This window comes from Bacillus sp. FJAT-28004, from assembly GCF_001280845.1.
Classification (GTDB): Bacteria; Bacillota; Bacilli; order Paenibacillales; family Paenibacillaceae; genus Pristimantibacillus.
Genome location: NZ_LGHP01000001.1, coordinates 2,323,290 through 2,344,148 on the forward strand (window position 1 = coordinate 2,323,290; position 20,859 = coordinate 2,344,148).

The window sequence follows — 20,859 nt, forward strand, 5'->3', positions numbered from 1 at the left end:
GGCAAGAAATGGAGGCTTAGGCATGATGACTGTACCCGTGCTTGAGCTGCAGCAATTATCACATGTATATGTGAATGAAAAGGGAGCCTCCCTTGCGGTTGAGCAGATTGAGCTGACGGTCAACCGCGGGGAGTTTATCAGCTTGGTCGGTCCGAGCGGTTGCGGCAAGACGACGGTGCTTAGTCTGCTAGCTGGCTTGTTTCCACCGACTAAGGGGCTAGTACTGCTAAATGGTGAGCGGGTTGTGGGACCTTCGCCCAAGGTAGGCTATATGCTGCAGCAAGATTATTTGTTTCCGTGGCGTTCCATAAAAGAAAATGCCGCAATTGGACTTGAAATAAGCGGACGTAGATCAGAGAAGGCGCTTCAAGCGGTGGATGAGCTGTTAGACGAGCTAGGTCTGCCTGATTCAGGGCGCAAATATCCACATGAGCTATCAGGCGGCATGCGGCAACGTGTCGCACTTGCAAGGACACTTGCAACGGAACCGGAAGTGCTTCTGCTCGATGAGCCATTCTCGGCGCTTGATCTGCATATAAAGCTTCAATTGGAGGACTTGGTTCATCAGACATTAAAGCGTCTAGGTAAAACAGCTGTACTCGTGACGCATGATCTGGCGGAAGCGGCTGCGATGAGTGATCGCGTCGTCGTGCTTGGCCGAAATCCTGGACATATTCGTTGCGAGGTGGAAATACCGGAAGAAATCCGTCAAGCATCCCCAATGGCGGCTCGCAAGCTTCCAGGCTTTCAACAATTGTTTGATCGCTTATGGGCGGAGCTTGATGAGGATGACATGGAAGGGGGTGGGAATGGTGGATGAACGCAGCGAGCTGGATTTGAGGAATAAGGATAAACCAGGTAAAGCTGCAATATCCGGTATACAAGAAGATCGCCATACTTGGATGGGCGAGCTGCACACTCGCTTCAAAGAACGTAAACGACGAATAACGGCTGCGGTCATCGCTACTCAGGTTGTGCTGCTGCTGCTGTTTACCTTTTTATGGGAAGTGGCGGGGCGCAAAAATTGGATTGATCCTTTGCTGTTCAGCTATCCCTCCAAGATGTTTCTTCAGCTTTGGAAAACAATGGTGGACGGTTCAATATGGCCGCATGTGGGCATGACCGTAACCGAAACCGTGGTAGGTTTCTTGTTAGGAACCATATTAGGTACTTTGATTGCCGCTGTGCTATGGTGGTTTCCATTTCTATCACGCGTGTTCGACCCTTATTTGGTTGTACTCAATAGTATGCCTAAAGTGGCGCTTGGTCCAATCTTTATCGTGGGACTAGGACCAGGCTTTATGTCGATCGTGGCGATTACGCTTTCGATTACCGTCATCATTACGATTTTAAACATTTATAATCGATTTCGCGAAATTGACTCCGGTTATATTAAGGTAGTTAGACTGTTTGGCGCTTCAAGGCTGCAATTATTCAAGCTTGTTATTTTGCCGGGCTCCTTTCCAGTCATTATTTCAACCTTAAAAGTAAATGTCGGACTCGCATGGATCGGTGTAATCGTTGGTGAATTTCTCGTCGCGAAACTGGGATTAGGTTATTTGATCATATATGGTTTTCAAGTATTCAATTTCACATTAGTGCTTTCGAGTTTAATCGTGATTGCTGTTGTTGCAACGGTTATGTACCAGCTTGTCGCTGTACTTGAGAGAAAGTTGACGGCGGGTTGGCGCGAGCGGTAGGATGTAGAAATAAATCCTAACGTACTCGAGGTTATTTTATGGGCATTCGTATTATCAAAACGGCGTTAGCCGCCATTGCAGCTATTTATACCGCAGTATATCTAGGACTGGAGCCTCCGCTTGGCGCGGGTATTCTTGCAATACTTGGCGTTGAAGTGACGAGGATGAAGGGACTCAAGAGCGCATTTGTGCGTTTTATCGCTTCTGTGCTCGGACTTTTTTTTGCATCGCTTATTTTTACAGTGTTTGGCTTTCACATCTGGGCAGTTGCTGTTTTTATTCTCATAACATTTCCCATTTTGTCACGCTTCCAACTGAAGGATGGCATCGTTACGAGCTCAGTAATCGTGTTCCACCTTTTTAATCGGGCAGAAGTGACGACCGATATTATTGGCAACGAAATCATGCTGTTATTTGCAGGTTTGGGATGGGCAACCATCGTGAACATCATCTATATGCCGAAGGATGAGCATCAGCTCAGCTTCTATCGTTCTGCGATTGAGCAAAACTTCGCCGTCATATTTCAAGAAATGGGGATGACGCTGCGCAATCCTACGCATATATGGAACGGCGCCGAAATATTGGAAGCCTATAACGCAATTGAAGAAGGGGCTCAGCGCTCCGTTCGCAATCGTGAGAATCGGCTTTGGGGTCAGGAGCAATATTGGTCCACCTATTTCGAAATGAGACGCCAACAGCTCGAATCCATTCAGCAGATGATGGTTAAGCTGGCATTCGTCTATGAGAAGTTTCCCCAAGCGATAATGATAGCAGATCTGTTTGATCAACTGTCTAGTGATGTGAAATCAGATGTTTATAAGGGTAGCGTTGAAGAGCGGTTGCTAGAACTATCGCGATTATTCCAAGAGATGGAGCTTCCGAAAACGCGAGATGAGTTCGAAGTTCGCGCTTCGCTGCTCATGCTTTTAAGGGAACTGGAGCGGTATTTAGGCATCGCGAAGCAATTAAAAAAAAGAAAAGTCATGACGTCCGAACTTCGGCCATAGAATGTAAAGGGAAAAATTCGTTGCGAGGCAAGCGTAAATGGCTGTGGCGACATTCGTAAACATAGCATTCATTTCGCGTAGAAATCCAAGCTTGATTATATGGTTAAAACTATAATTGCTTGATTTCAAGCGTTAACGGCTGTGGAGACATTCGTAGACATAGCTATCGTTTCACGTTGAAATACAAGTGTGATTATAGGGGTGAAGCTATAATCGCTTGGATTTCGGACGTAAACGGCTGCGGCGACATTGGTAAACAGTGCTATCGTTTCGCGCAGATATGCAAGTGTGATTTTAGAGATGAAAACTATAATTGCATGCATGTCATTCGCAAGCAGCTCTGGATGCCATTTCGTTACAGCATACGTTTAGCTGAGAAATATAAGCATCATTATAAGTATGGAACTTATGTATTCTTATATTTCATGCGTAACGGCTACTTCCGACGTCGGGCGGCTCTAGTATACGTTCCGCAGAGATCTATATGGATCGTTATAAGTATAAAACTTATATAATCTTATATTTCGAGAAAATAAACAGTCACCCTAGACGAATGTCCTGCATACACTTTAAATGAATGATTGTATGGAGGAGGTTAAATCAATGACTATTGCAGATAAACAGCTACAATACAGAGAAATAATTACGAAAGCTGTCTGCGGCAAAGGTCGTAAGTTTTCCACTGTAACCCATACCGTAACGCCGCCTCATAATCCAACCAGTATCCTGGGAGCATGGATCATTAACCATCAGTATGAAGCGGTTCGTTCGGGCGACGGCATTGAGGTAATTGGTACTTACGATATCAACATTTGGTATTCGTACAGCAAAAACTCGCAAACAGACGTAGCTAAGGAATCCGTGCATTACGTCGAGCATGTCAATCTTTCCTATGTAGACCCGAAACATCGGCCTTCTACAGTGGAAGTGTCAGCCGAGGTAGTTCAGGAGCCAAACTGTATCGAAGCGAATATTTCTTCGAGCGGTTCCGGCGTCGTGATTCGTGTAGAGCGTGAGTTTTCGGTGGAACTAGTTGCCGAGACTAAGGTTTGTGTAGCAGTTCTTCCAGGCGGCTGCGGCGACCTGGACGGCAAGGATTTGGAATTCAGCCTCGGCGATAATGATTATGAGGATTTGGATCCAGATTTGCTGGACGATGAGTTGTAAGCAAGCCGGGAAGCTTTGCTGTCAAGGTATCATATGCTGCGAGAGCGGCAAATTCGAGGGCGAAAGCCCTCTTTTTTTTTGAAATTATTAAAAAAGCAATATTTAGCTTTAGAAACCTAGATTAAAGGCGGGAACGCAATGGCTTCGACGTGGATATGGCGAGGCAGCTATGATCGGCTGGAGAAAATTACATACGATGTCAACGAGCCGCATACCTCTGGAGAGCGCAATGGGCAGCCGCTGCATGCGCAGTCTTGGACTGTGGTGAGTCCTGGCGATGCTGTGCTCGCATGGTCAGATGCTCGCACTATAGATAGCAGCCGGTTTACTGGGGCATGGATTCTTAATGTAAACGGCTACATTGCAAAAAAGCTGCACAATACGGAGAAACGGCGTATTTGGCGTCGAGCAGGCTTATGCGGCGGTCCCGCTCTTCATAGTGAACGTTTGTTTCGCATCAGTGTCGTACATTTGGAGCCCGTCGAAATGCTGCGCATTGATTCCACGGGGAGGCCGATGCAGGGGAAATCGCTGCTTCCGATCAGTGGCGGATGGCCTGATGATCCAGCGCTGCGCAGAGTGGCGCGTATCGCGGTTGCGGCTCTTTATGCGCTTGGCCTCGATATTGGTGAGGCCGAGGTGTGGCTTGGCGGGGACGGGCGCACAGCCGTCCATGATGCTTGGCCGAAGCTGAGGGATACGAGGCTGGAGGCTGCTTCGCTAAGGCGATTCGCCGCGTGGCATGCCGCGGCGAGAGCGGGGACTGTGGATCGGCAGCTGCTCATCGGCGCCGATCCGGAGTTTGTGCTAGTGACGCCGGCCGGGAAGATTGCGTCGGCGTCGCGGTTTTTTGGAGCTGGCGTCGGCGGGGCGGCCGGTGCCGACGCTTTGCTCGTAGGGCGACGGCTGCTCTATCCCGTCGCCGAGCTGCGGCCTGAGCCGGCCGATAGCCCGGCCGCGCTCGCCGCGAACGTGCGGCGGCTGCTGCTGCGCGCCGCCGATCGCATCAGCGACCCCGCGTTGCGCTGGGCCGCTGGAGCTATGCCCGTGCCGGGGCTTGCGCTCGGCGGGCATATTCACCTCAGCGGAACGCCGCTAACGAGCCGCTTGCTCCGCCTGCTGGACAGCTACGCGGCATTCCCGCTTGCTCTTGTTGAGGACCCCGCAGGGCGGGCCCGCCGTCCAAGGTATGGAACGCTTGGGGACTTCCGATTGCAGCCGCATGGCGGGTTCGAGTACCGAACGCTACCGAGCTGGCTAGTATCGCCTGCGGCAGCCAAAGCCTCCTTCGCGCTGGCGCTTATTTGCGCCCGCGAGGAACTAAATCTATCCTACATCCCTGCACTGGATGAGCATTTTGTAGAAGCCTATTATTCAGGCGACCGTGCCGAGCTGGTCGACTGTTTGGATGGCCTCGCCTCAGCACTCTCGGCCACAGCAAGCTACTCCGCACTAGCCTCATACATTGAGCCATTATTTGATGCCGCAAGAAAAGGCACAACATGGAATGAAAGCTCTGATATACGCGTGAAATGGAGGCTGCCTTTGAAGTGATAGGCTTGCTCCTTGTTGACCTGTATGTCGTGATCACCTCAGCAATTTTGGCTCAACGATTAGAGCTCATTCAGTTACCACGCTTCACGGCATTCGTCTTTTACAACAAGTTATAATTCAATGCTGCATGGAGAAGGGGGACAGGGGGTGGAGAGCTCCGATATGCGCGCTAAATGAAATTGTGGTGGACTTCAAAAACTTAGGCTTGTTCCTAACGGACATACAGTCCGCTATTTTAAAGTATTGAGCTCAAATTTGAATCTAACGGACATAGAATCCGCTATTCGGGCAAAATGGAGCTAAAACGAACTCGTGGAGCCAAATAAGAGCTTGTATGTCCGTTAGTGCTGCAAAAAGAGGGGTATTGCGCATAATAACGTATCTAGTGTCCGTTAACTTCTCTTCTTAGTTAGCTCATACCTCCTAACGGACATACAAGCCGCTATTTTGAAGAATCGGGCTCAAACTTTAATCTAACGGACATAGAATCCGCTATTCAGGCAAAATGGAGCTAAAACTAACTCGTGGAGCCAAATAGGAGCTTGTATGTCCGCTAGTGCTGCAAAAAGAGGGGTATAGCGCATAATAACGTATCAAGAGTCCGTTAACTTCTCTTCTTAGTTAGCTCAAACTTCCTAACGGACATACAAGCCGCTATTTTGAAGAATCGGGCTCAAATTTGAATCTAACGGACATAAAATCCGCTATTCGGGCAAAATGGAGCTAAAACGAACTCGTGGAGCCAAATAAGAGCTTCTATGTCCGTTAGTGCTGCAAAAAGAGGGGTATTGCGCATAATAACGTTTCTAATGTCCGTTAACTTTTCTACTTAGTTAGCTCAAACTTCCTAACGGACATACAATCGAGCACTTTGATGAGACGAGTAATACGAAGAGATATGCCACTGAAATACGAGAAGTAGTGATTTGGTCGGTATGTCTCCATCATTAGGGGGGCTAACCGTAGTGCTGCATCAACAGGTAAATGGAGCATAATAACGTATCTAGTGTTTGTTAATAAAACTCCCAAGTTAGCTCAAAAAAATGTTACATAAACAGTCGCAAATCTTAATGTAATTCCGCTCACCTGCATTCTCATACATTACAATAATCCTAGCAGCTAAACGGCTAAAACAACTCCCAAACATTCTCCTACACACCCTCAAACCACTCTCAAGTCTTTTCACTTATGGCGCACATCTGTTCCGCTTGTTATAATGAATATCTACTGTTTACTGCAAGGGCGCAAAAGGTTTACTTTTACTCGCCCATGTAATTAACGATATTAATTATATGAATATATACGGAGCAGCATGCTGCCCACGTTTTTGAGGAGGATCGGAATGGCTGGATATACTCCAATGATTTTGCAATACCTATCAATAAAAGAAGAAGCAAAAGACGCTTTTCTATTTTTTCGATTAGGCGATTTTTATGAGATGTTTTTTGATGACGCCATTGCCGCTTCACGCGAGCTGGAAATTACGCTGACAGGGCGAGAGGGCGGCGGCGAGCAAAAAATACCGATGTGCGGTGTACCTTATCACTCCGCCGAGAATTATATTAGCAGACTAGTCGACAAAGGCTACAAAGTAGCGATTTGCGAGCAGGTGGAGGATCCGTCAGCGGCAAAAGGCGTTGTTCGCCGAGAAATTGTTCGGATCATTACACCAGGTACCGTTATGGAATCGAAGGCGCTTGATGGGAATTCGAATAACTTTATCGCTGCGATCATCCGCGTTCAGGGTTCATTTGGGCTATCCGCTTGTGATTTATCGACAGGGGAGCTTTATGTAACCTCATTCCCAGAGCATGTTGAAGCGTTAATCGATGAAATAAATGTGTATCAGCCGTCTGAGCTGGTTGGAGACAAAGAACTGCTTGACCGTGTTCAAGAAGCTGCCGTTTGGAACAAGCAATTGCTGCTAACAGCTCGTGAGCCAATGGCGGCTGACAAGCTTGCAGAGCAGTTCGGAGATCATGAGCTTGCCAAAATTTCAGGAGCCCGTCTGCTAGCCGTTAGCGTACTTACAGGTTATTTGGACGAAACTCAGAAACGTTCGCTTGGGCATGTTCGCACTATAACGAATTATGAGCCAAATCAATATATGATTTTGGATCATTATACACGTAGAAATTTGGAACTAACTGAAACGGTTCGCGATCGCAATAAAAAAGGCTCACTGTTATGGCTGCTGGATCGTACGCAAACGTCTATGGGGGCGCGGCTGCTTCGCCGCTGGATCGACAAGCCGCTATTAAACAGTGCTGCTGTTGAAGCCCGCTTGGATGCGGTGGAGACCTTATACTTAAATTTGATTTTACGAGACGATATTCGCTCGGAGCTTCAGCCCATCTATGATCTTGAACGGCTGGTAGGCAGAGTAGCCTTCGGCAGTGCAAACGGGCGTGACTTAAATGCGCTTCGCAGCTCGCTTCGCCGTATTCCACAGCTGACTGCTTTATGTGAGCAATCTGGGTCGGAAGTGCTAAAGGCTCTTGTGGACGGGACGGACAATTGCGCTGATTTAGCTGATCTGATAGAGACGGTACTAGTTGACGATCCTCCTGTAACGATTAGAGAAGGAGGACTAATTCGTGCTGGCTACGATGTTTATTTGGATCAATTGCGCGAGGCGAGCACGAACGGGAAAAAATGGTTGGCTGAGCTCGAACGTCAAGAGCGTGAGGCAACTGGCATTAAAACGTTGAAAATCGGTTATAACCGCATTTTTGGCTACTATTTAGAAGTTTCAAAAGCGAATTTGTCAAGCTTGCCTGAAGGTAGATATGAGCGCAAGCAAACGTTAGCTAATGCGGAACGGTTCGTAACGCCAGAGCTCAAAGAGAAGGAGCGTCTTATTCTCGAAGCCGAGGATAAAATGGTCGATTTGGAACATGGGCGATTCATTGAGCTTCGTGACCATTTGTCTCTTCATCTCCATCGGCTGCAAAAAGCCGCTGCTATTATCGCAGAGCTTGATGTTTATCAGTCACTAGCGACTGTCAGCGCTGAGCGCCGGTTTTCTCGTCCGCGCGTGACCGAAGAGTATGATTTGCAAATTGAGGAAGGCAAACATCCTGTCGTTGAAGCGATGATGGATGGAACGCCATTTATCTCAAATGGTACCGCGCTTCATAAAGATGAGCAGTGGATGCTTCTGATTACAGGACCCAATATGGCTGGCAAAAGCACGTACATGCGTCAAGTTGCTCTTATTTGCATCATGGCTCAAATGGGATGTTTTGTTCCTGCTAAATCAGCCGTTATCCCGCTTATCGACCGCATATTTACTCGTATAGGAGCAGCTGACGATCTTATTGGTGGGCAGAGCACCTTTATGGTTGAGATGAAGGATATCCAACTGATGACGGAGAAAGCTACGGCTAAGAGCCTAGTTATTATTGATGAGCTGGGACGCGGCACTTCAACGGGTGAAGGAATGGCAATTGCACAAGCGGTAATAGAATATGTGCACCACCATATCGGATGTAAAGCGCTTGTTTCAACGCATTTTCACGAACTTGCGCATCTAGAGGAATCTTTGCCGTCATTATCCAACGCACGTATGGCTGTCGAAGAAAGCGGCGATAATGTAACGTTTCTACGTAAGCTTATTCCCGGTGCTGCAAGTACTAGTTACGGCATCTATTGTGCACAATTGGCTGGGTTGCCGCAATCGATCATTGGACGAGCTTATGAGCTGCTTGATGAGACGATCGTACATGATTCTCCGAAACAAGTAACCGGTACCGAAACGACTGTTCAAAGCAACCGATTCTCATATCCAGCACACCAGGAGACTTCTGTGTTCTCGGATGAAAAGATTCGAAATGAGAGAGTTAACGAGTCCCATGCAATGGTACAGCTGTCGATATTTGATGAGCCAGCAGCTGCTGTTGAAGCGGAGCCAGTACGCAAGAAGGCGAATCCGAAAGCCGAGCAACTGGCGGAGCAATTACGTAAGCTGGATTTGTTCAACTTGACGCCAATGCAAGCTATGCAATGGCTGAACGATATGAAATCGAAATTAAATGACTAGTTTCGTGAAAGGGGGAACGGCAACGTCATGGCAAAAATTAATATATTGGACGAGCAGCTTGCCAACCAAATAGCCGCAGGTGAAGTGGTAGAGCGACCTGCCTCGGTCGTCAAAGAGCTTGTTGAGAATGCGGTCGACGCTGGCAGTACAACGGTTGATATTATGATCGAAGAAGGCGGCTTATCGCTTATTAAGGTCATCGACAATGGTTACGGCATAGAGGCATCTGATATCGTTACCGCGTTCCAGCGTCATGCGACGAGCAAAATCTCAGCGGCGAGCGACTTGTTCCGTATTGCGAGCCTTGGCTTCCGCGGAGAAGCTCTGCCGAGTATTGCAGCTGTTTCGAGGCTGCAATGTACCTCTTCGGAAACATCGACAGGACTAGCTCGCCGGATTGTAATTGAGGGCGGCAAGGTTACGATTGATGAACCGGCAAATGCGCCGCAAGGTACGGAAATGACCGTGCGGGATTTATTTTACAATACGCCTGCGCGATTAAAATATATGAAAGCAATCCAAACGGAGCTTGGACATATTTCCGATTATATTAATCGGATTGCGCTCGCTCATCCTGGCATTGCTTTTACGTTCAAGCATAACGGAAATGTACTGCTCCGCACGTTAGGAACTGGCGATCGACTGCAAGTAATTGCAGCGGTATATGGCTCAAATACGGCGAAGGTAATGCTCAAAATCGAAGCGGAAACCTCGGATTATGAGCTGAGCGGCTATATCTCGAAACCGGAGCTCACTCGTGCGAATCGAAATGGGATTACAGCCATCGTAAATGGACGATACATTCGCAGTCATACGATTAATCAATCGTTGCTGCAGGCGTATCATACGCTGCTGCCCATCAATCGTTTTCCGCTTGCGATATTAGAAATAGGAATGCACCCTAGCTTGCTGGATGTAAACGTTCATCCATCTAAGATGGAGGTCAGGTTCAGTAAAGAACCGGAGCTACGTACGATGATTGAGGATGCGATTAAAGCGGTGCTAGGCCGCCAGCGTCATATTCCCGGACCAGAATCAAGCAATAAGCTGGAGCGTTCAAAGCCGTTGTTCGTTCAAGACGCGATTTCTTTCCATCGGCCTGAGCCGATGGCGGAATCGTTTAAGCCATACCAACCGACAGCAACGAATAAAACGTCTTCGACGCCTTATAAACAGCCGGTCATTGAACGGGAGTACGTTCCTAGGAATGCAGCTGAGAAGCTGTATGCTCCGCCTTCAACGTCTCCTACGGACAATTTTACAGTCCGTGAAACGTACGCACCTCGGGAGCAAGAACCTATAAATACAGCTTCGATGCTAGATTCTCTTGAAGCACCTGTAAATACGGCTTCGATTCTGAATGCGCAGCAAGAGGCAGCTGTAACGCAAGAATATGTAGAGGCTACAGCGTACCAAGTCGATTTGCCGCAAATTAACCATATAGAAGAGCCGCCAGCTTCTCAAGCAATGGTAGCTGAGCTGAGAACAGAAGAGGATACAATAGAGGATCAGCCATCATTTCCTGAGCTACACTGGATTGGACAGCATCATGGCACCTACATCGTAGCGCAATCCGAGGATGGTCTTTATTTAATCGATCAGCATGCTGCGCATGAACGGATCAATTATGAATACTTCTTTCAAAAATTCGGTAATCCTGAGGCCGCTAGCCAACAATTACTTGTTCCGTTAACACTTGAATTTACAACAGGAGAAGCGATGCAGCTAAGGGACCTTATTCCTATGTTTGCACAAGCCGGAGTTGAGCTTGAGTCCTTTGGTCCACAAACGTTTCTTGTCCGTTCATACCCGGAATGGATGCCTCAGGGTGAGGAGCAGTCCTTGCTTGAGGAAATGGCAGATTTGCTCATATCTGAGCGAAAAACGATTGATATCGGCAAGCTGCGGGAGAAAGCGGCTATCATGTGTGCTTGCAAAGCTTCCATTAAAGCGAATGATCGCATGAACCGTGAAGAAGGCGAGACGCTGCTGACAAGGCTTGCAAATTGCAAACAGCCCTATACTTGTCCGCATGGTCGTCCAATCATTGTGCATCTGTCGACCTATCAGCTTGAAAAAATGTTCAAGCGGGTGATGTCGTGATTGTTACAACGACGGCTAAGCCCTCAGCTCGTATTTTGGAGCAAGCAAGCCGGCTTTCAACTGAGTTAGCCTCTCCGCTAAGAGCACGCGGAAATTTGACAGTCAATAAGCTTTTGACGTTAAGCCATGACAATCAATTAATCGTCGTAACAGAAGAAGAGGTTCGGTATTACGACGGACAATCTGAGACACCGCTTTATTTTCACCCCAGCATGGCATTTGTTAGGGTAAAACGATTGCGACGCGGTGAAACAGATCCGCTTATTCAGCTTTCGGGATGTTTGGAAGGGGATCAAATCATTGATTGTACAGCTGGTTTAGCCTCTGATTCTCTTGTATTCTCTTATGCCTCAGGACCTACAGGAGTAGTTACAGCGATAGAGAGCGAGCCCGTCCTATGCGCAATTGTTCGAGAGGGTCTGGCAGGTTATCAAACGAGTCTTCCTGATGTGAATGAGGCGATGAGACGTATTAAGATGAAATGCATGAATCATTTGGAATACTTAATCGGATTGCCGGACAATAGTGTTGATATCGTTTATTTTGACCCTATGTTTCGGAAACCAATTAACGAATCCAGCTCGATGGAGCCGCTTCGTGCAATTGCAAATATGGACGCCTTAACGGAGGAAGTCATTGAACAGGCGAAGCGTGTAGCAAGGAAAAGCGTAGTCCTTAAGGAGCATCAAGCTAGCGGAGAATTTACAAGACTTGGATTTGAACGCAGGCATGTGAATACTTCGAAAATTGCATATGGAGTGATACAGCTTTGAGTGAAGAAACAAACAATGCACAGCAAGATCAAGAAGGACAGCCGGTGCGCAAGCAGCCCTTGTTAGTTCTTATTGGTCCAACAGCTGTAGGCAAGACGCGTTTGAGTCTAGATATTGCCAAAGCATGGAATGCTGAGATTATTTCGGGCGATTCGATGCAGGTATATCGAGGTATGGATATTGGCACAGCCAAAATAGGGATTGAAGAGCGTGAAGGCATTCCGCATCACCTTATTGATATTTGTGAGCCGGATGAAGCATATTCCGCTGCTGATTTCCAAGCAGGTGCAACCAAAGCGATCTCGCAAATAGCCGAGCGCGGGAAACTGCCGTTTATCGTCGGAGGAACGGGTTTATATGTGGAGTCGGTTTGTTATCAGTTTCAGTTTGCAGAAATGGGGTCTGATGCTGTTTTCCGGCAAGAACAAGAGCGTTTTGCGACTGAATTTGGCGCCGAAGCTTTGCATGAGCGATTAGCTGCCATTGACCCCAAAGCTGCGGAGAGATTGCACCCTAACGACATGCGGCGAGTCATTCGGGCACTGGAAGTTTACCATATGACGGGACAAACCTTTTCCGATCAGCAAGCAGGCCAAACGAAGGTTTCACCATATGAGCTTTGCATTATCGGTTTGACTATGGACCGTGCTGAGTTGTATCGTAGAATAGAGCAGCGGATAGATGAGATGATGGATCTAGGTTTAGTAGATGAGGTGAGGCGTTTACTTGAGAGAGATTTACCGCCAGCAGCGGTAGCAATGCAAGGACTTGGCTACAAGGAGATTGCGCAGTATTTGCGTGGAGAATGCTCATTGGAAGCAGCGACTCAGCTCCTAAAAAGGGATACGAGAAGGTTTGCCAAACGCCAGCTTTCCTGGTTCCGTCATATGAATGACATTCATTGGATTGATATGGGGGAAAATTTTCACAACAATTTGCAATCTGTTCATGATATAATAGCAGGAAAGTTTCAAGTTAATCTTGAATATACTTCTAATCAATCTTTTTAAGACGGGGGTAACGTCCAATGAACAAATCGATCAATATTCAAGATACGTTCCTGAATCAGCTTCGCAAAGACAACATACCGGTTACGGTTTTTTTAATGAATGGCTTCCAAATTCGGGGCGTTATTAAAGCGTTCGATAATTTTACTATTATCATCGACAGCGAAGGTCGGCAACAAATGGTGTATAAACATGCTATTTCGACGTTCACCCCGCAGCGGAATGTTTCTCTTATGCAGCAGGATAATAGCAGTTCCGATTCATAGGCTTAATCAGATAGTGAAACTTTCTTATAACGTGTCTCGTTTAACTAGATAGCGGCAGGCAAGAGCAACCCCGCTCCAAGCTGGGTTGCTCTTTTCATTTTGTGGTAAAACTAGATTAGACAGACTATTGAACAACAGGAGGGGAGTCGGCTATGGCTGAACGACCAAGCAAAACAACGACGCCTAAATCAAAGAGGAAAAAGAAAATATCAGGTAAGAAATGGTTTTATGGATTATTCTTCACCGCGGTAATCGCAATCGTGTGCGGCATCATTGGATACTTGCTTATTGTTTTGAATGGCGAGCGAGTTCTGACTGAAAACGCGAATAAGCTGACTATGGGTGAAGCATCCATTATTTACGATGTAAATGGGAATGAAATTTCACGATTGTCCGATCCAGATGAAAATCGTGAGATTGCTGAATTTTCGGAAATCCCTGAGCAGCTGCTTAATGCAATTGTGGCAACCGAAGATCAACGTTTCTATGAGCATTCAGGCATCGATTTTTTTGCCATCGGCCGTGCTGTCGTTAAGGACGTCATCGCGCGCAGCGCTGTTGAGGGTGCGAGTACGATTACGCAGCAGCTTGCGAAAAATGTATTTCTAACCGCTGACAAAACGTTTTTCCGAAAAGCAACAGAAGCATCGATTGCAGTAGCGCTTGAACACAAAATGACTAAGCAGGAAATCTTAACGATGTATTTGAATCGAATATTTTTTGGCAAGCGAGTGCATGGTGTTAAGGAAGCAGCTAAGTTTTACTTCGATACCGATCTTGATAAGCTGGAGCTTTGGCAGATTGCTACAATTGCAGCTATGCCAAAAGCGCCAAATCGCTACAACCCGATTAACCATCCTGAGGATTCGATGAACCGGAGAGCGGTAGTGCTTAAGCTTATGTATGATCAAGGCTTTATTACAGCAGCGGAAATGGAAGAAGCGAAAGCTGTTGTGTACGAGATTCCAGCAAATCATGAAGAAAGAAATTCAGAAAAGTATCCAGCATTTATTGACTATGTGGTTGAAGAGGCGATGGAGAAAACCAAGAAATCCGAGGAAGAGCTTCGAATTGGCGGCTACCGGATTTATACATCGCTTAACCCGCAAGCACAAGATACGATGGATACGCAGTTTAACGACGATGACAACTTTGAGAAGAGCAAAGATGAGCAAAAGGTGCAGGGCGCAATGATCATTATCGATCACCGTGACGGCACGATACAAGCTTTATCAGGCGGTAGAGATTACGTGAAAAAAGGGCTAAACCGCGTTGAGGTTCCTCGTCAGCCAGGTTCAGCTTTCAAACCGATTATCTCGTACGGCCCTGCTCTTGAATCAGGCAAGTATTATCCTTGGACTGTTCTTGCAAATGATAAGAAATGTTATGGCAGCTATTGTCCAACCGATAGATGGGGAGCGACTCCAGTTACGATGCAGCAGGCGATTAAAGATTCGCGGAACCTTGCGTCCGTCTGGATGCTCAATCAGGTTGGTTTGAAGGATGGATTTGCTTTTTCAAGCAAGCTTGGCATCGAACTTGAAAAAGATGATCGCAATTTAACAGCCGCTCTTGGAGGGTTGTCCAAAGGTGCAACTCCTATGCAAATGGCAACGGCTTTTAGCGTGTTTGCAAACGGAGGTAAATCTGTCGATACTCATGCTGTTTTGAAGATTGAAGGCAAAAATAATTATAAGTATGAATATAAAGCCCCTCCTTCGAAGCAGTTGATGTCGGAGAGTACAGCCTATTATTTGACTGAGATGATGCAAACGGTCGTTCAGAAGGGCGGTACGGGCACAAGAGCTGCTATTAATCGTCCATTGGCGGGGAAAACCGGAACTACACAGCATGGTATTCCTGGCTACAAAGGCTCGGGAATTCGAGATGCATGGTTCGTTGGCTACACGCCGGAGTGGACAGCAGCAGTATGGATGGGATACGATAAGACAAATGTGGATCATATCCTTAAGACAGGCAGCAGCCAAGCAGCGGCCATGTTCTCGAAGGTTATGAGAACCGCAATGAAAGATGTAGCGAAGTCAAGCTTCAAGAAACCGCAAGGCATTAAGGAAAATAAACCGCCGGCTACGATAACGAATTTTAAAGCGGTATTTATACCGGAAGAAATGAAGGTTCAACTGTCGTGGGATCCTTATCAGGACGGAAAGGTCACTTATCAAGTTTACCGCAAGGAAGCTTCAGAGAGTGATTACACCCGTTTCGTAGACTCGCTCACCTCGACTGGGGTTGACGATATGAGCGCATTCCCGGGCATGACCTATGAATATTATGTTGTTGCTTATGATGCAGAGCAGGATTTGGTAAGTGCTCCATCCCAGAAGATTACGGTCAGCATTCCAGAAACGGAAGTAATACCGGACATCCCAATGGAACCTAACCCTGATGAACCAGGTGAAGGGGAGACCACACCTCCAGTAGATGGCGGGGATGGAGAACCAACGCTGCCTCCAATTGATGGAACAGATCCTGGAACGACCGAACCACCAGGACCAGGAAACGGGACTGGTGAACCTAGTCCGACGCCAACTCCAAGCACAGGCGCAAACAACAATACCAACAATGCTTTAGGAAATCCTGAAACCGGCGGCAATACGTAAGGAACGGGTGGTTAGCAATGGCGAATAGAAAGAGAGCACCATTCTTATATCTGATCATTGTTGTCGCAGCAGTTATGGTAATAGCTGGCTGCGGCAAGAATGGTTCAGGAATTGGAAAAGGGGATAGTGCTGCAGCTTCAGCCAAGTTGATGAACTGGGACAAGATGCCTGACATGCAGATTGATCTCGACAAGTCGTACTTAGCAAATTTTAAAACGACTAAAGGCGATTTTACAGTCAAGCTGTTTACGGAAGACGCGCCGGTAACGGTGAACAATTTTGTTTTTCTTGCTCGAGAAGGCTTTTATGAAGGTTTGACGTTTCACCGCATTATTGAGTCCTTTATGATTCAAAGCGGTGATCCCAAAGGAAACGGCTATGGCACGCCAGGATACTCAATACCAGACGAACTTAGTACGGATATAAAATACGAAGAAGGCATTGTTGCGATGGCAAACGCTAGCAAGCCCAATTCGGGAGGCAGTCAGTTTTTCATTTGCACGGGACCGGATGCTGCAAATTTAAATCGTGAGCCTAATTATTCGATTTTCGGCAAGGTAGAGAGCGGTATGGATGTTGTACGAGCTATTTCAGAGACGCCAATGAAAAATAACTTGCCCAGCGAAAAAATTATCATCAATTCGATTGAAATCGTTGAGCAATAAGAGGAATACCGTCCTTCGGGGCGGTATTCTTTTTATTTTATCGCGAAGAGCTTGGTTTATTTTGTCTGTCGGCTGGAGATGGACGTTAAGATATGGTAATCTTTTTTTATAGGTAAATGTCAACTGTCGTTGGTCGCAAGATGTTCGTTGTTTAATCAAAGCCAAGAAGTGCTATGTAGGTTGCTAGCGAGCTTTTCCCAATTGAACGGAAGGGTACGTTCCGTATGAAGAGAAAATTTTCAGACCGAGCTAACTGGCGGCGTATCTTGCGCAAAAGCTATACGTGCCTAGCGCTGGACGGTGAAGAGTTCAAAGGTCTCGTGACGTTTTATCGGATTCATGAATTGCGTGAGCCGTTATGGAAGGAATATAACGGACGTAGATTATGTTTGGCAGATCGCGGATACTTGTGGATGCAGCATTTTCCAAGAGGCGAGCATTTTGTCGTAACGACGATGTTTGATGATAAAGGACGCGTCGTGCAATGGTATATCGATGTGTGCAAAACACAAGGTTTAACCGATCAGCAGGTGCCTTGGTTCGATGATTTATATTTGGACGTGGTCGTGCTGCCTAGCGGCGAGGTATTCCTCATGGATGAGGATGAGCTGGAGGATGCCTTAAGACAAGGTGATGTTAATGGCAAGGATGTCGCATTAGCACGCAAAACAGCAGGAAAATTACTTTCGAGCATACGTAATGGAAGGTTTCGGTATTTTACGCTGAGCCTTAAACATCGCAAGAGTTTACTTGCAAGAACCGGGGAATTAAGCGAATCATGAGGAAGGCAACAGTCTCTAGGAGCAGCCCACGCAGAAGATCGAAGAAAAAGCGTCCGTGGCTGCTCTTGTTTCGTGTTGTTGCCTGGATGATATGTGCAGGCGTGTTTTGGTGCGGGTATTTATTGTGGTTAATTAATGGATTCGATACGAGTAAACCACTTGTTCAAGCAGATGCAGGCATTGTGCTGGGTGCAGCCTTGTGGAATGATGTGCCAAGTCCGGCACTTAAGGAGCGGCTTGACTTTGCTTGGCAATTGTACAAGGCAGGAACGGTGGACAAGCTTATTTTGACGGGCGGATTAGATGGGAACGGTTCGAAGAAGACAGAAGCCGAGGGCATGCGGGACTATCTTCTTGCAAAAGGTATTTCAGATGACAAGCTATTGCTAGAAAATAAGGCGACTAGCACGTACGAAAACCTTGAATTCAGTAAGACGATAGCGGAACAGCAGGGCCTGACCACATTAATCGTCATCACACATGATTATCATGCTGCAAGATCGAAGGAAATTGCCAAAAAGCTTGATTTTGCTCAGTTTCAAGTTGCTGCTACGAAATCAAAGGTACTAAATCCTGTCTATAATGAGTCACGTGAAGTACTTGCTTTTACCAAATGGAAGCTCGACTCTTTGCTCCTAAGTCTCTGAATTCGTTCTTCTGATTCGACGCTGTAAATCTGCTAATATGCTGCTGCAAAGTAGAATAAACTTGTAGTGCGGTTAGCCGCTACAGCTTTCGAAGCAAAGGATAGGTGATGCCACAGATGAGTGGACACGTCAAATCGGGACCCGGTAATGTCTCCGCAAGGCCTTCCCGTCAAATCAATGTGGTCCTAAGAACACAAGAGACATTTCAGACTGGTGCTTCTGCTCCCGCTTTAGAGGCAGAGCCGCTGCCTGCTGTGAAGCCGCTGCCAGGTGTTGATCATTATGCTGACATCCAGAAAGAACTTGAACCGATGATTGGTATGGACAATGTGAAATCTCTCGTTTACGAAATATATGCGTTGCTTTACATTAGTCGAATGCGTTCTGAAGCAGGATTATTTGGCGGCTCTCATGTGTATCATATGATTTTTAAGGGTAATCCAGGTACAGGCAAAACAACGATCGCCCGTATCGTCGCGAAGCTGTTACAGAAGATGGGTGTTCTAACCAAAGGACATTTAATCGAGGTGGAGCGTGCTGATCTTGTTGGCGAATATATTGGGCATACTGCGCAAAAGACGAGAGACCTTGTTCGAAAAGCAATCGGCGGAGTATTGTTTGTCGATGAAGCGTACAGCTTAGCTCGAGGTGGAGAAAAAGATTTTGGCAAGGAAGCTATCGATACGCTTGTTAAGGCGATGGAGGATCACAAAAATCATTTTGTGCTCATACTCGCGGGGTATCCAGCTGAAATAGACGATTTTTTGCTGACAAATCCAGGTTTGCCTTCTCGTTTTCCAATTCAAATCGAGTTTCCGGATTATTCAGTTGATCAGCTGATTCAAATCAGCGAGCTTATGGCGAAGGACCGCGATTATATATTGCAGCCTCAGACCATATTTAAATTAAGACAGCATTTAATGCAGGAAAAGCAAAACACCATGTTCTCGTTCAGCAATGCTCGGTATGTAAGAAATGCGATTGAGAAAGCGATAAGGTTTCAGGCTGTTCGACTGCTTACGCAGTATGCCAGTTCCGTTCCCGCCAAGCAGGAGTTAATGACGATTAGACCAGAAGATTTAAAGTGGGACACGAAGCCAATATGATTGCGTAGCATTAGAAGGAGTATGAGATGAGCGAGATAACATTCGATACCAATACTAACATGATTGAAAAAGCTATACTGATAAGCTTAGTTACTTCAAAAGATAAGCGAAAGGGCGGAGACCCCGAGCTTTCGCTACAAGAATTGGTGCAGCTTACGGAAACAGCAGGGGTCGAAGTTTTGACGACAATTACGCAAAACAAAGAGACAGTGGATTCCAAATGGTTTATCGGGAAAGGCAAAGTGCAAGAGGTAAAAGCATTAGCCGATGAACTGGGCGCTACGACGGCCATATTCGATCAAGAATTGTCGGGTGCTCAGGTTCGCAATTTGGAAGAAGCACTTGATTTGAAAATCGTTGATCGTACTCAGCTGATTTTGGATATTTTCGCAGGTCGAGCCAAAACTCGTGAAGGAATCATCCAGGTTGAGCTGGCACAGCTCAGCTATCTTTTGCCACGTCTATCAGGGCAGAGCAAAAACTTATCTCGGCTTGGCGGCGGTATTGGAACCCGCGGACCGGGTGAAACGAAGCTTGAGACGGATCGCCGTCATATTCGGGATCGAATCTTTGACCTGAAGACGGTGCTTGACGAGGTTGTTCGCCACCGTAAATTACATCGCGAGCGTCGCAAAAAATCCGGTGCCATTCAAGTAGCACTTGTTGGCTATACGAATGCCGGGAAATCGACGCTGCTTCGCGAGCTTACGCATGCAGATGTTTATGTAGAAAATCAATTATTCGCAACGCTTGATCCAACCTCTAGGACTCTTGAACTGCCAAACGGCAGAGAAATCATTCTTACGGATACGGTTGGTTTTATTCAAAACTTGCCGACTGATCTCGTAGCGGCATTTCGTGCGACATTGGAAGAGGTATGCGAGGCTGATCTTGTGTTGCATGTCATTGATAGCAGTTCACCAATGCGTGATGAGCAAATTGCTGTCGTTAACAAAATTTTAGGTGAGCTTGGCGCTGCGGATAAACCATATGTTATGGTCTACAATAAGAAGGATATGTGTGTAAATAACGGTTCACTAGCAGATTTGCCGATTACAAGCGGCGATAATCTTGTTATTAGCGCTTACGATGCTGAGGATTTAGAACTGTTAAAGCAAATCGTGCAAGATAAGCTAAGCGGTGATGTAGTGGTATTTAATGTGCCCGCTGAGCGCGGAGATCTGATTGCACTTGCTTATCGAAGCGGCGAGGTAATCAATCAAGAAGTGAATGAGGAAAGTTTACGACTAACCGTTCATGTAAGTAAGCAGGAATACGAACAGCATGGCCACCGTTTGAAACAATACATTGAGTAAGAAGTTTTGCTTCACAAAATTTAAGGCTCATGCTTACGATGTAATTTTGCTTCGCAAAATTTAAGGCTCATGCTTACGATGTAATTTTGCTTCGCAAAATTTA

General features: G+C 46.6%; 16 protein-coding genes. All 16 read left to right on the forward strand.

What is annotated here, in order from left to right; all coding sequences use genetic code 11:
- The first annotated feature begins 22 nt into the window (after nt 1-22).
- The 16 genes from AC787_RS09885 (at nt 23) to hflX (ending at nt 20,756) form a co-directional block, all read left to right on the forward strand.
- Nucleotides 23-820, forward strand: coding sequence for an ABC transporter ATP-binding protein (locus AC787_RS09885; RefSeq protein ID WP_054024618.1), 798 nt, complete (start codon nt 23-25; stop codon nt 818-820).
- 82 nt (nt 821-902) lie between these two features.
- Nucleotides 903-1,700 (forward strand): ABC transporter permease, encoded by a 798-nt coding sequence (locus AC787_RS09890; protein ID WP_235561065.1) that lies wholly within the window; start codon nt 903-905, stop codon nt 1,698-1,700.
- A 38-nt stretch (nt 1,701-1,738) separates the two neighbouring features.
- Nucleotides 1,739-2,707, forward strand: a complete 969-nt coding sequence (locus AC787_RS09895) for an aromatic acid exporter family protein (RefSeq protein WP_054024619.1) — start codon at nt 1,739-1,741, stop codon at nt 2,705-2,707.
- A gap of 603 nt (nt 2,708-3,310) precedes the next feature.
- Entirely contained in the window at nt 3,311-3,874 is a 564-nt protein-coding gene (locus tag AC787_RS09900) for an outer spore coat protein CotE (protein WP_054024620.1), read from the forward strand.
- A gap of 138 nt (nt 3,875-4,012) precedes the next feature.
- Nucleotides 4,013-5,428, forward strand: a complete 1,416-nt coding sequence (locus AC787_RS09905; RefSeq protein ID WP_054024621.1) for a putative amidoligase domain-containing protein — start codon at nt 4,013-4,015, stop codon at nt 5,426-5,428.
- Nucleotides 5,429-6,770: 1,342 nt separating this feature from the next.
- On the forward strand, nt 6,771-9,470 hold the full coding sequence (mutS, locus tag AC787_RS09910; RefSeq protein ID WP_054024622.1) for a DNA mismatch repair protein MutS: 2,700 nt from the start codon (nt 6,771-6,773) through the stop codon (nt 9,468-9,470).
- A gap of 27 nt (nt 9,471-9,497) precedes the next feature.
- Nucleotides 9,498-11,573, forward strand: coding sequence for a DNA mismatch repair endonuclease MutL (mutL, locus tag AC787_RS09915; protein WP_054024623.1), 2,076 nt, complete (start codon nt 9,498-9,500; stop codon nt 11,571-11,573).
- Entirely contained in the window at nt 11,570-12,346 is a 777-nt protein-coding gene (locus tag AC787_RS09920) for a class I SAM-dependent methyltransferase (RefSeq protein WP_054024624.1), read from the forward strand. The genes mutL and AC787_RS09920 overlap by 4 nt, the downstream gene beginning before the upstream one ends.
- Nucleotides 12,343-13,356: a tRNA (adenosine(37)-N6)-dimethylallyltransferase MiaA gene (gene miaA, locus AC787_RS09925; protein ID WP_082360701.1), complete on the forward strand. Its 1,014-nt coding sequence runs from the start codon at nt 12,343-12,345 to the stop codon at nt 13,354-13,356. Before AC787_RS09920 ends, miaA begins: the two co-directional genes overlap by 4 nt.
- Nucleotides 13,357-13,373: 17 nt before the next feature.
- Nucleotides 13,374-13,619 carry an RNA chaperone Hfq gene (gene hfq, locus AC787_RS09930; protein ID WP_054024625.1) on the forward strand — a complete coding sequence of 82 codons (246 nt, stop codon included), beginning with the start codon at nt 13,374-13,376 and terminating at the stop codon, nt 13,617-13,619.
- Between the two features lie 152 nt (nt 13,620-13,771).
- Nucleotides 13,772-16,240 (forward strand): PBP1A family penicillin-binding protein, encoded by a 2,469-nt coding sequence (locus tag AC787_RS09935; protein ID WP_054024626.1) that lies wholly within the window; start codon nt 13,772-13,774, stop codon nt 16,238-16,240.
- 17 nt (nt 16,241-16,257) lie between these two features.
- Nucleotides 16,258-16,905: a peptidylprolyl isomerase gene (locus AC787_RS09940; protein WP_054024627.1), complete on the forward strand. Its 648-nt coding sequence runs from the start codon at nt 16,258-16,260 to the stop codon at nt 16,903-16,905.
- A 224-nt stretch (nt 16,906-17,129) separates the two neighbouring features.
- Nucleotides 17,130-17,687: a DUF402 domain-containing protein gene (locus AC787_RS09945; RefSeq protein ID WP_054024628.1), complete on the forward strand. Its 558-nt coding sequence runs from the start codon at nt 17,130-17,132 to the stop codon at nt 17,685-17,687.
- Nucleotides 17,684-18,334: a YdcF family protein gene (locus AC787_RS09950; RefSeq protein ID WP_054024629.1), complete on the forward strand. Its 651-nt coding sequence runs from the start codon at nt 17,684-17,686 to the stop codon at nt 18,332-18,334. Before AC787_RS09945 ends, AC787_RS09950 begins: the two co-directional genes overlap by 4 nt.
- A 116-nt stretch (nt 18,335-18,450) precedes the next feature.
- Nucleotides 18,451-19,440: an AAA family ATPase gene (locus AC787_RS09955; protein ID WP_054024630.1), complete on the forward strand. Its 990-nt coding sequence runs from the start codon at nt 18,451-18,453 to the stop codon at nt 19,438-19,440.
- A 26-nt stretch (nt 19,441-19,466) separates the two neighbouring features.
- Nucleotides 19,467-20,756, forward strand: a complete 1,290-nt coding sequence (gene hflX, locus AC787_RS09960) for a GTPase HflX (protein ID WP_054024631.1) — start codon at nt 19,467-19,469, stop codon at nt 20,754-20,756.
- Nucleotides 20,757-20,859 lie beyond the last annotated feature (103 nt).

What these genes read in the sequence shown, in the direction of transcription:
- AC787_RS09900 (WP_054024620.1), top strand. Translation starts at nt 3,311, where the DNA reads ATGACTATTGCAGATAAACAGCTACAATACAGAGAAATAATTACGAAA.
- AC787_RS09945 (WP_054024628.1), top strand. Translation starts at nt 17,130, where the DNA reads ATGAAGAGAAAATTTTCAGACCGAGCTAACTGGCGGCGTATCTTGCGC.
- hflX (WP_054024631.1), top strand. Translation starts at nt 19,467, where the DNA reads ATGAGCGAGATAACATTCGATACCAATACTAACATGATTGAAAAAGCT.
- mutL (WP_054024623.1), top strand. Translation starts at nt 9,498, where the DNA reads ATGGCAAAAATTAATATATTGGACGAGCAGCTTGCCAACCAAATAGCC.
- mutS (WP_054024622.1), top strand. Translation starts at nt 6,771, where the DNA reads ATGGCTGGATATACTCCAATGATTTTGCAATACCTATCAATAAAAGAA.
- AC787_RS09890 (WP_235561065.1), top strand. Translation starts at nt 903, where the DNA reads ATGGGCGAGCTGCACACTCGCTTCAAAGAACGTAAACGACGAATAACG.
- AC787_RS09940 (WP_054024627.1), top strand. Translation starts at nt 16,258, where the DNA reads ATGGCGAATAGAAAGAGAGCACCATTCTTATATCTGATCATTGTTGTC.
- AC787_RS09935 (WP_054024626.1), top strand. Translation starts at nt 13,772, where the DNA reads ATGGCTGAACGACCAAGCAAAACAACGACGCCTAAATCAAAGAGGAAA.
- AC787_RS09955 (WP_054024630.1), top strand. Translation starts at nt 18,451, where the DNA reads ATGAGTGGACACGTCAAATCGGGACCCGGTAATGTCTCCGCAAGGCCT.
- AC787_RS09895 (WP_054024619.1), top strand. Translation starts at nt 1,739, where the DNA reads ATGGGCATTCGTATTATCAAAACGGCGTTAGCCGCCATTGCAGCTATT.
- hfq (WP_054024625.1), top strand. Translation starts at nt 13,374, where the DNA reads ATGAACAAATCGATCAATATTCAAGATACGTTCCTGAATCAGCTTCGC.
- AC787_RS09885 (WP_054024618.1), top strand. Translation starts at nt 23, where the DNA reads ATGATGACTGTACCCGTGCTTGAGCTGCAGCAATTATCACATGTATAT.
- AC787_RS09950 (WP_054024629.1), top strand. Translation starts at nt 17,684, where the DNA reads ATGAGGAAGGCAACAGTCTCTAGGAGCAGCCCACGCAGAAGATCGAAG.
- AC787_RS09905 (WP_054024621.1), top strand. Translation starts at nt 4,013, where the DNA reads ATGGCTTCGACGTGGATATGGCGAGGCAGCTATGATCGGCTGGAGAAA.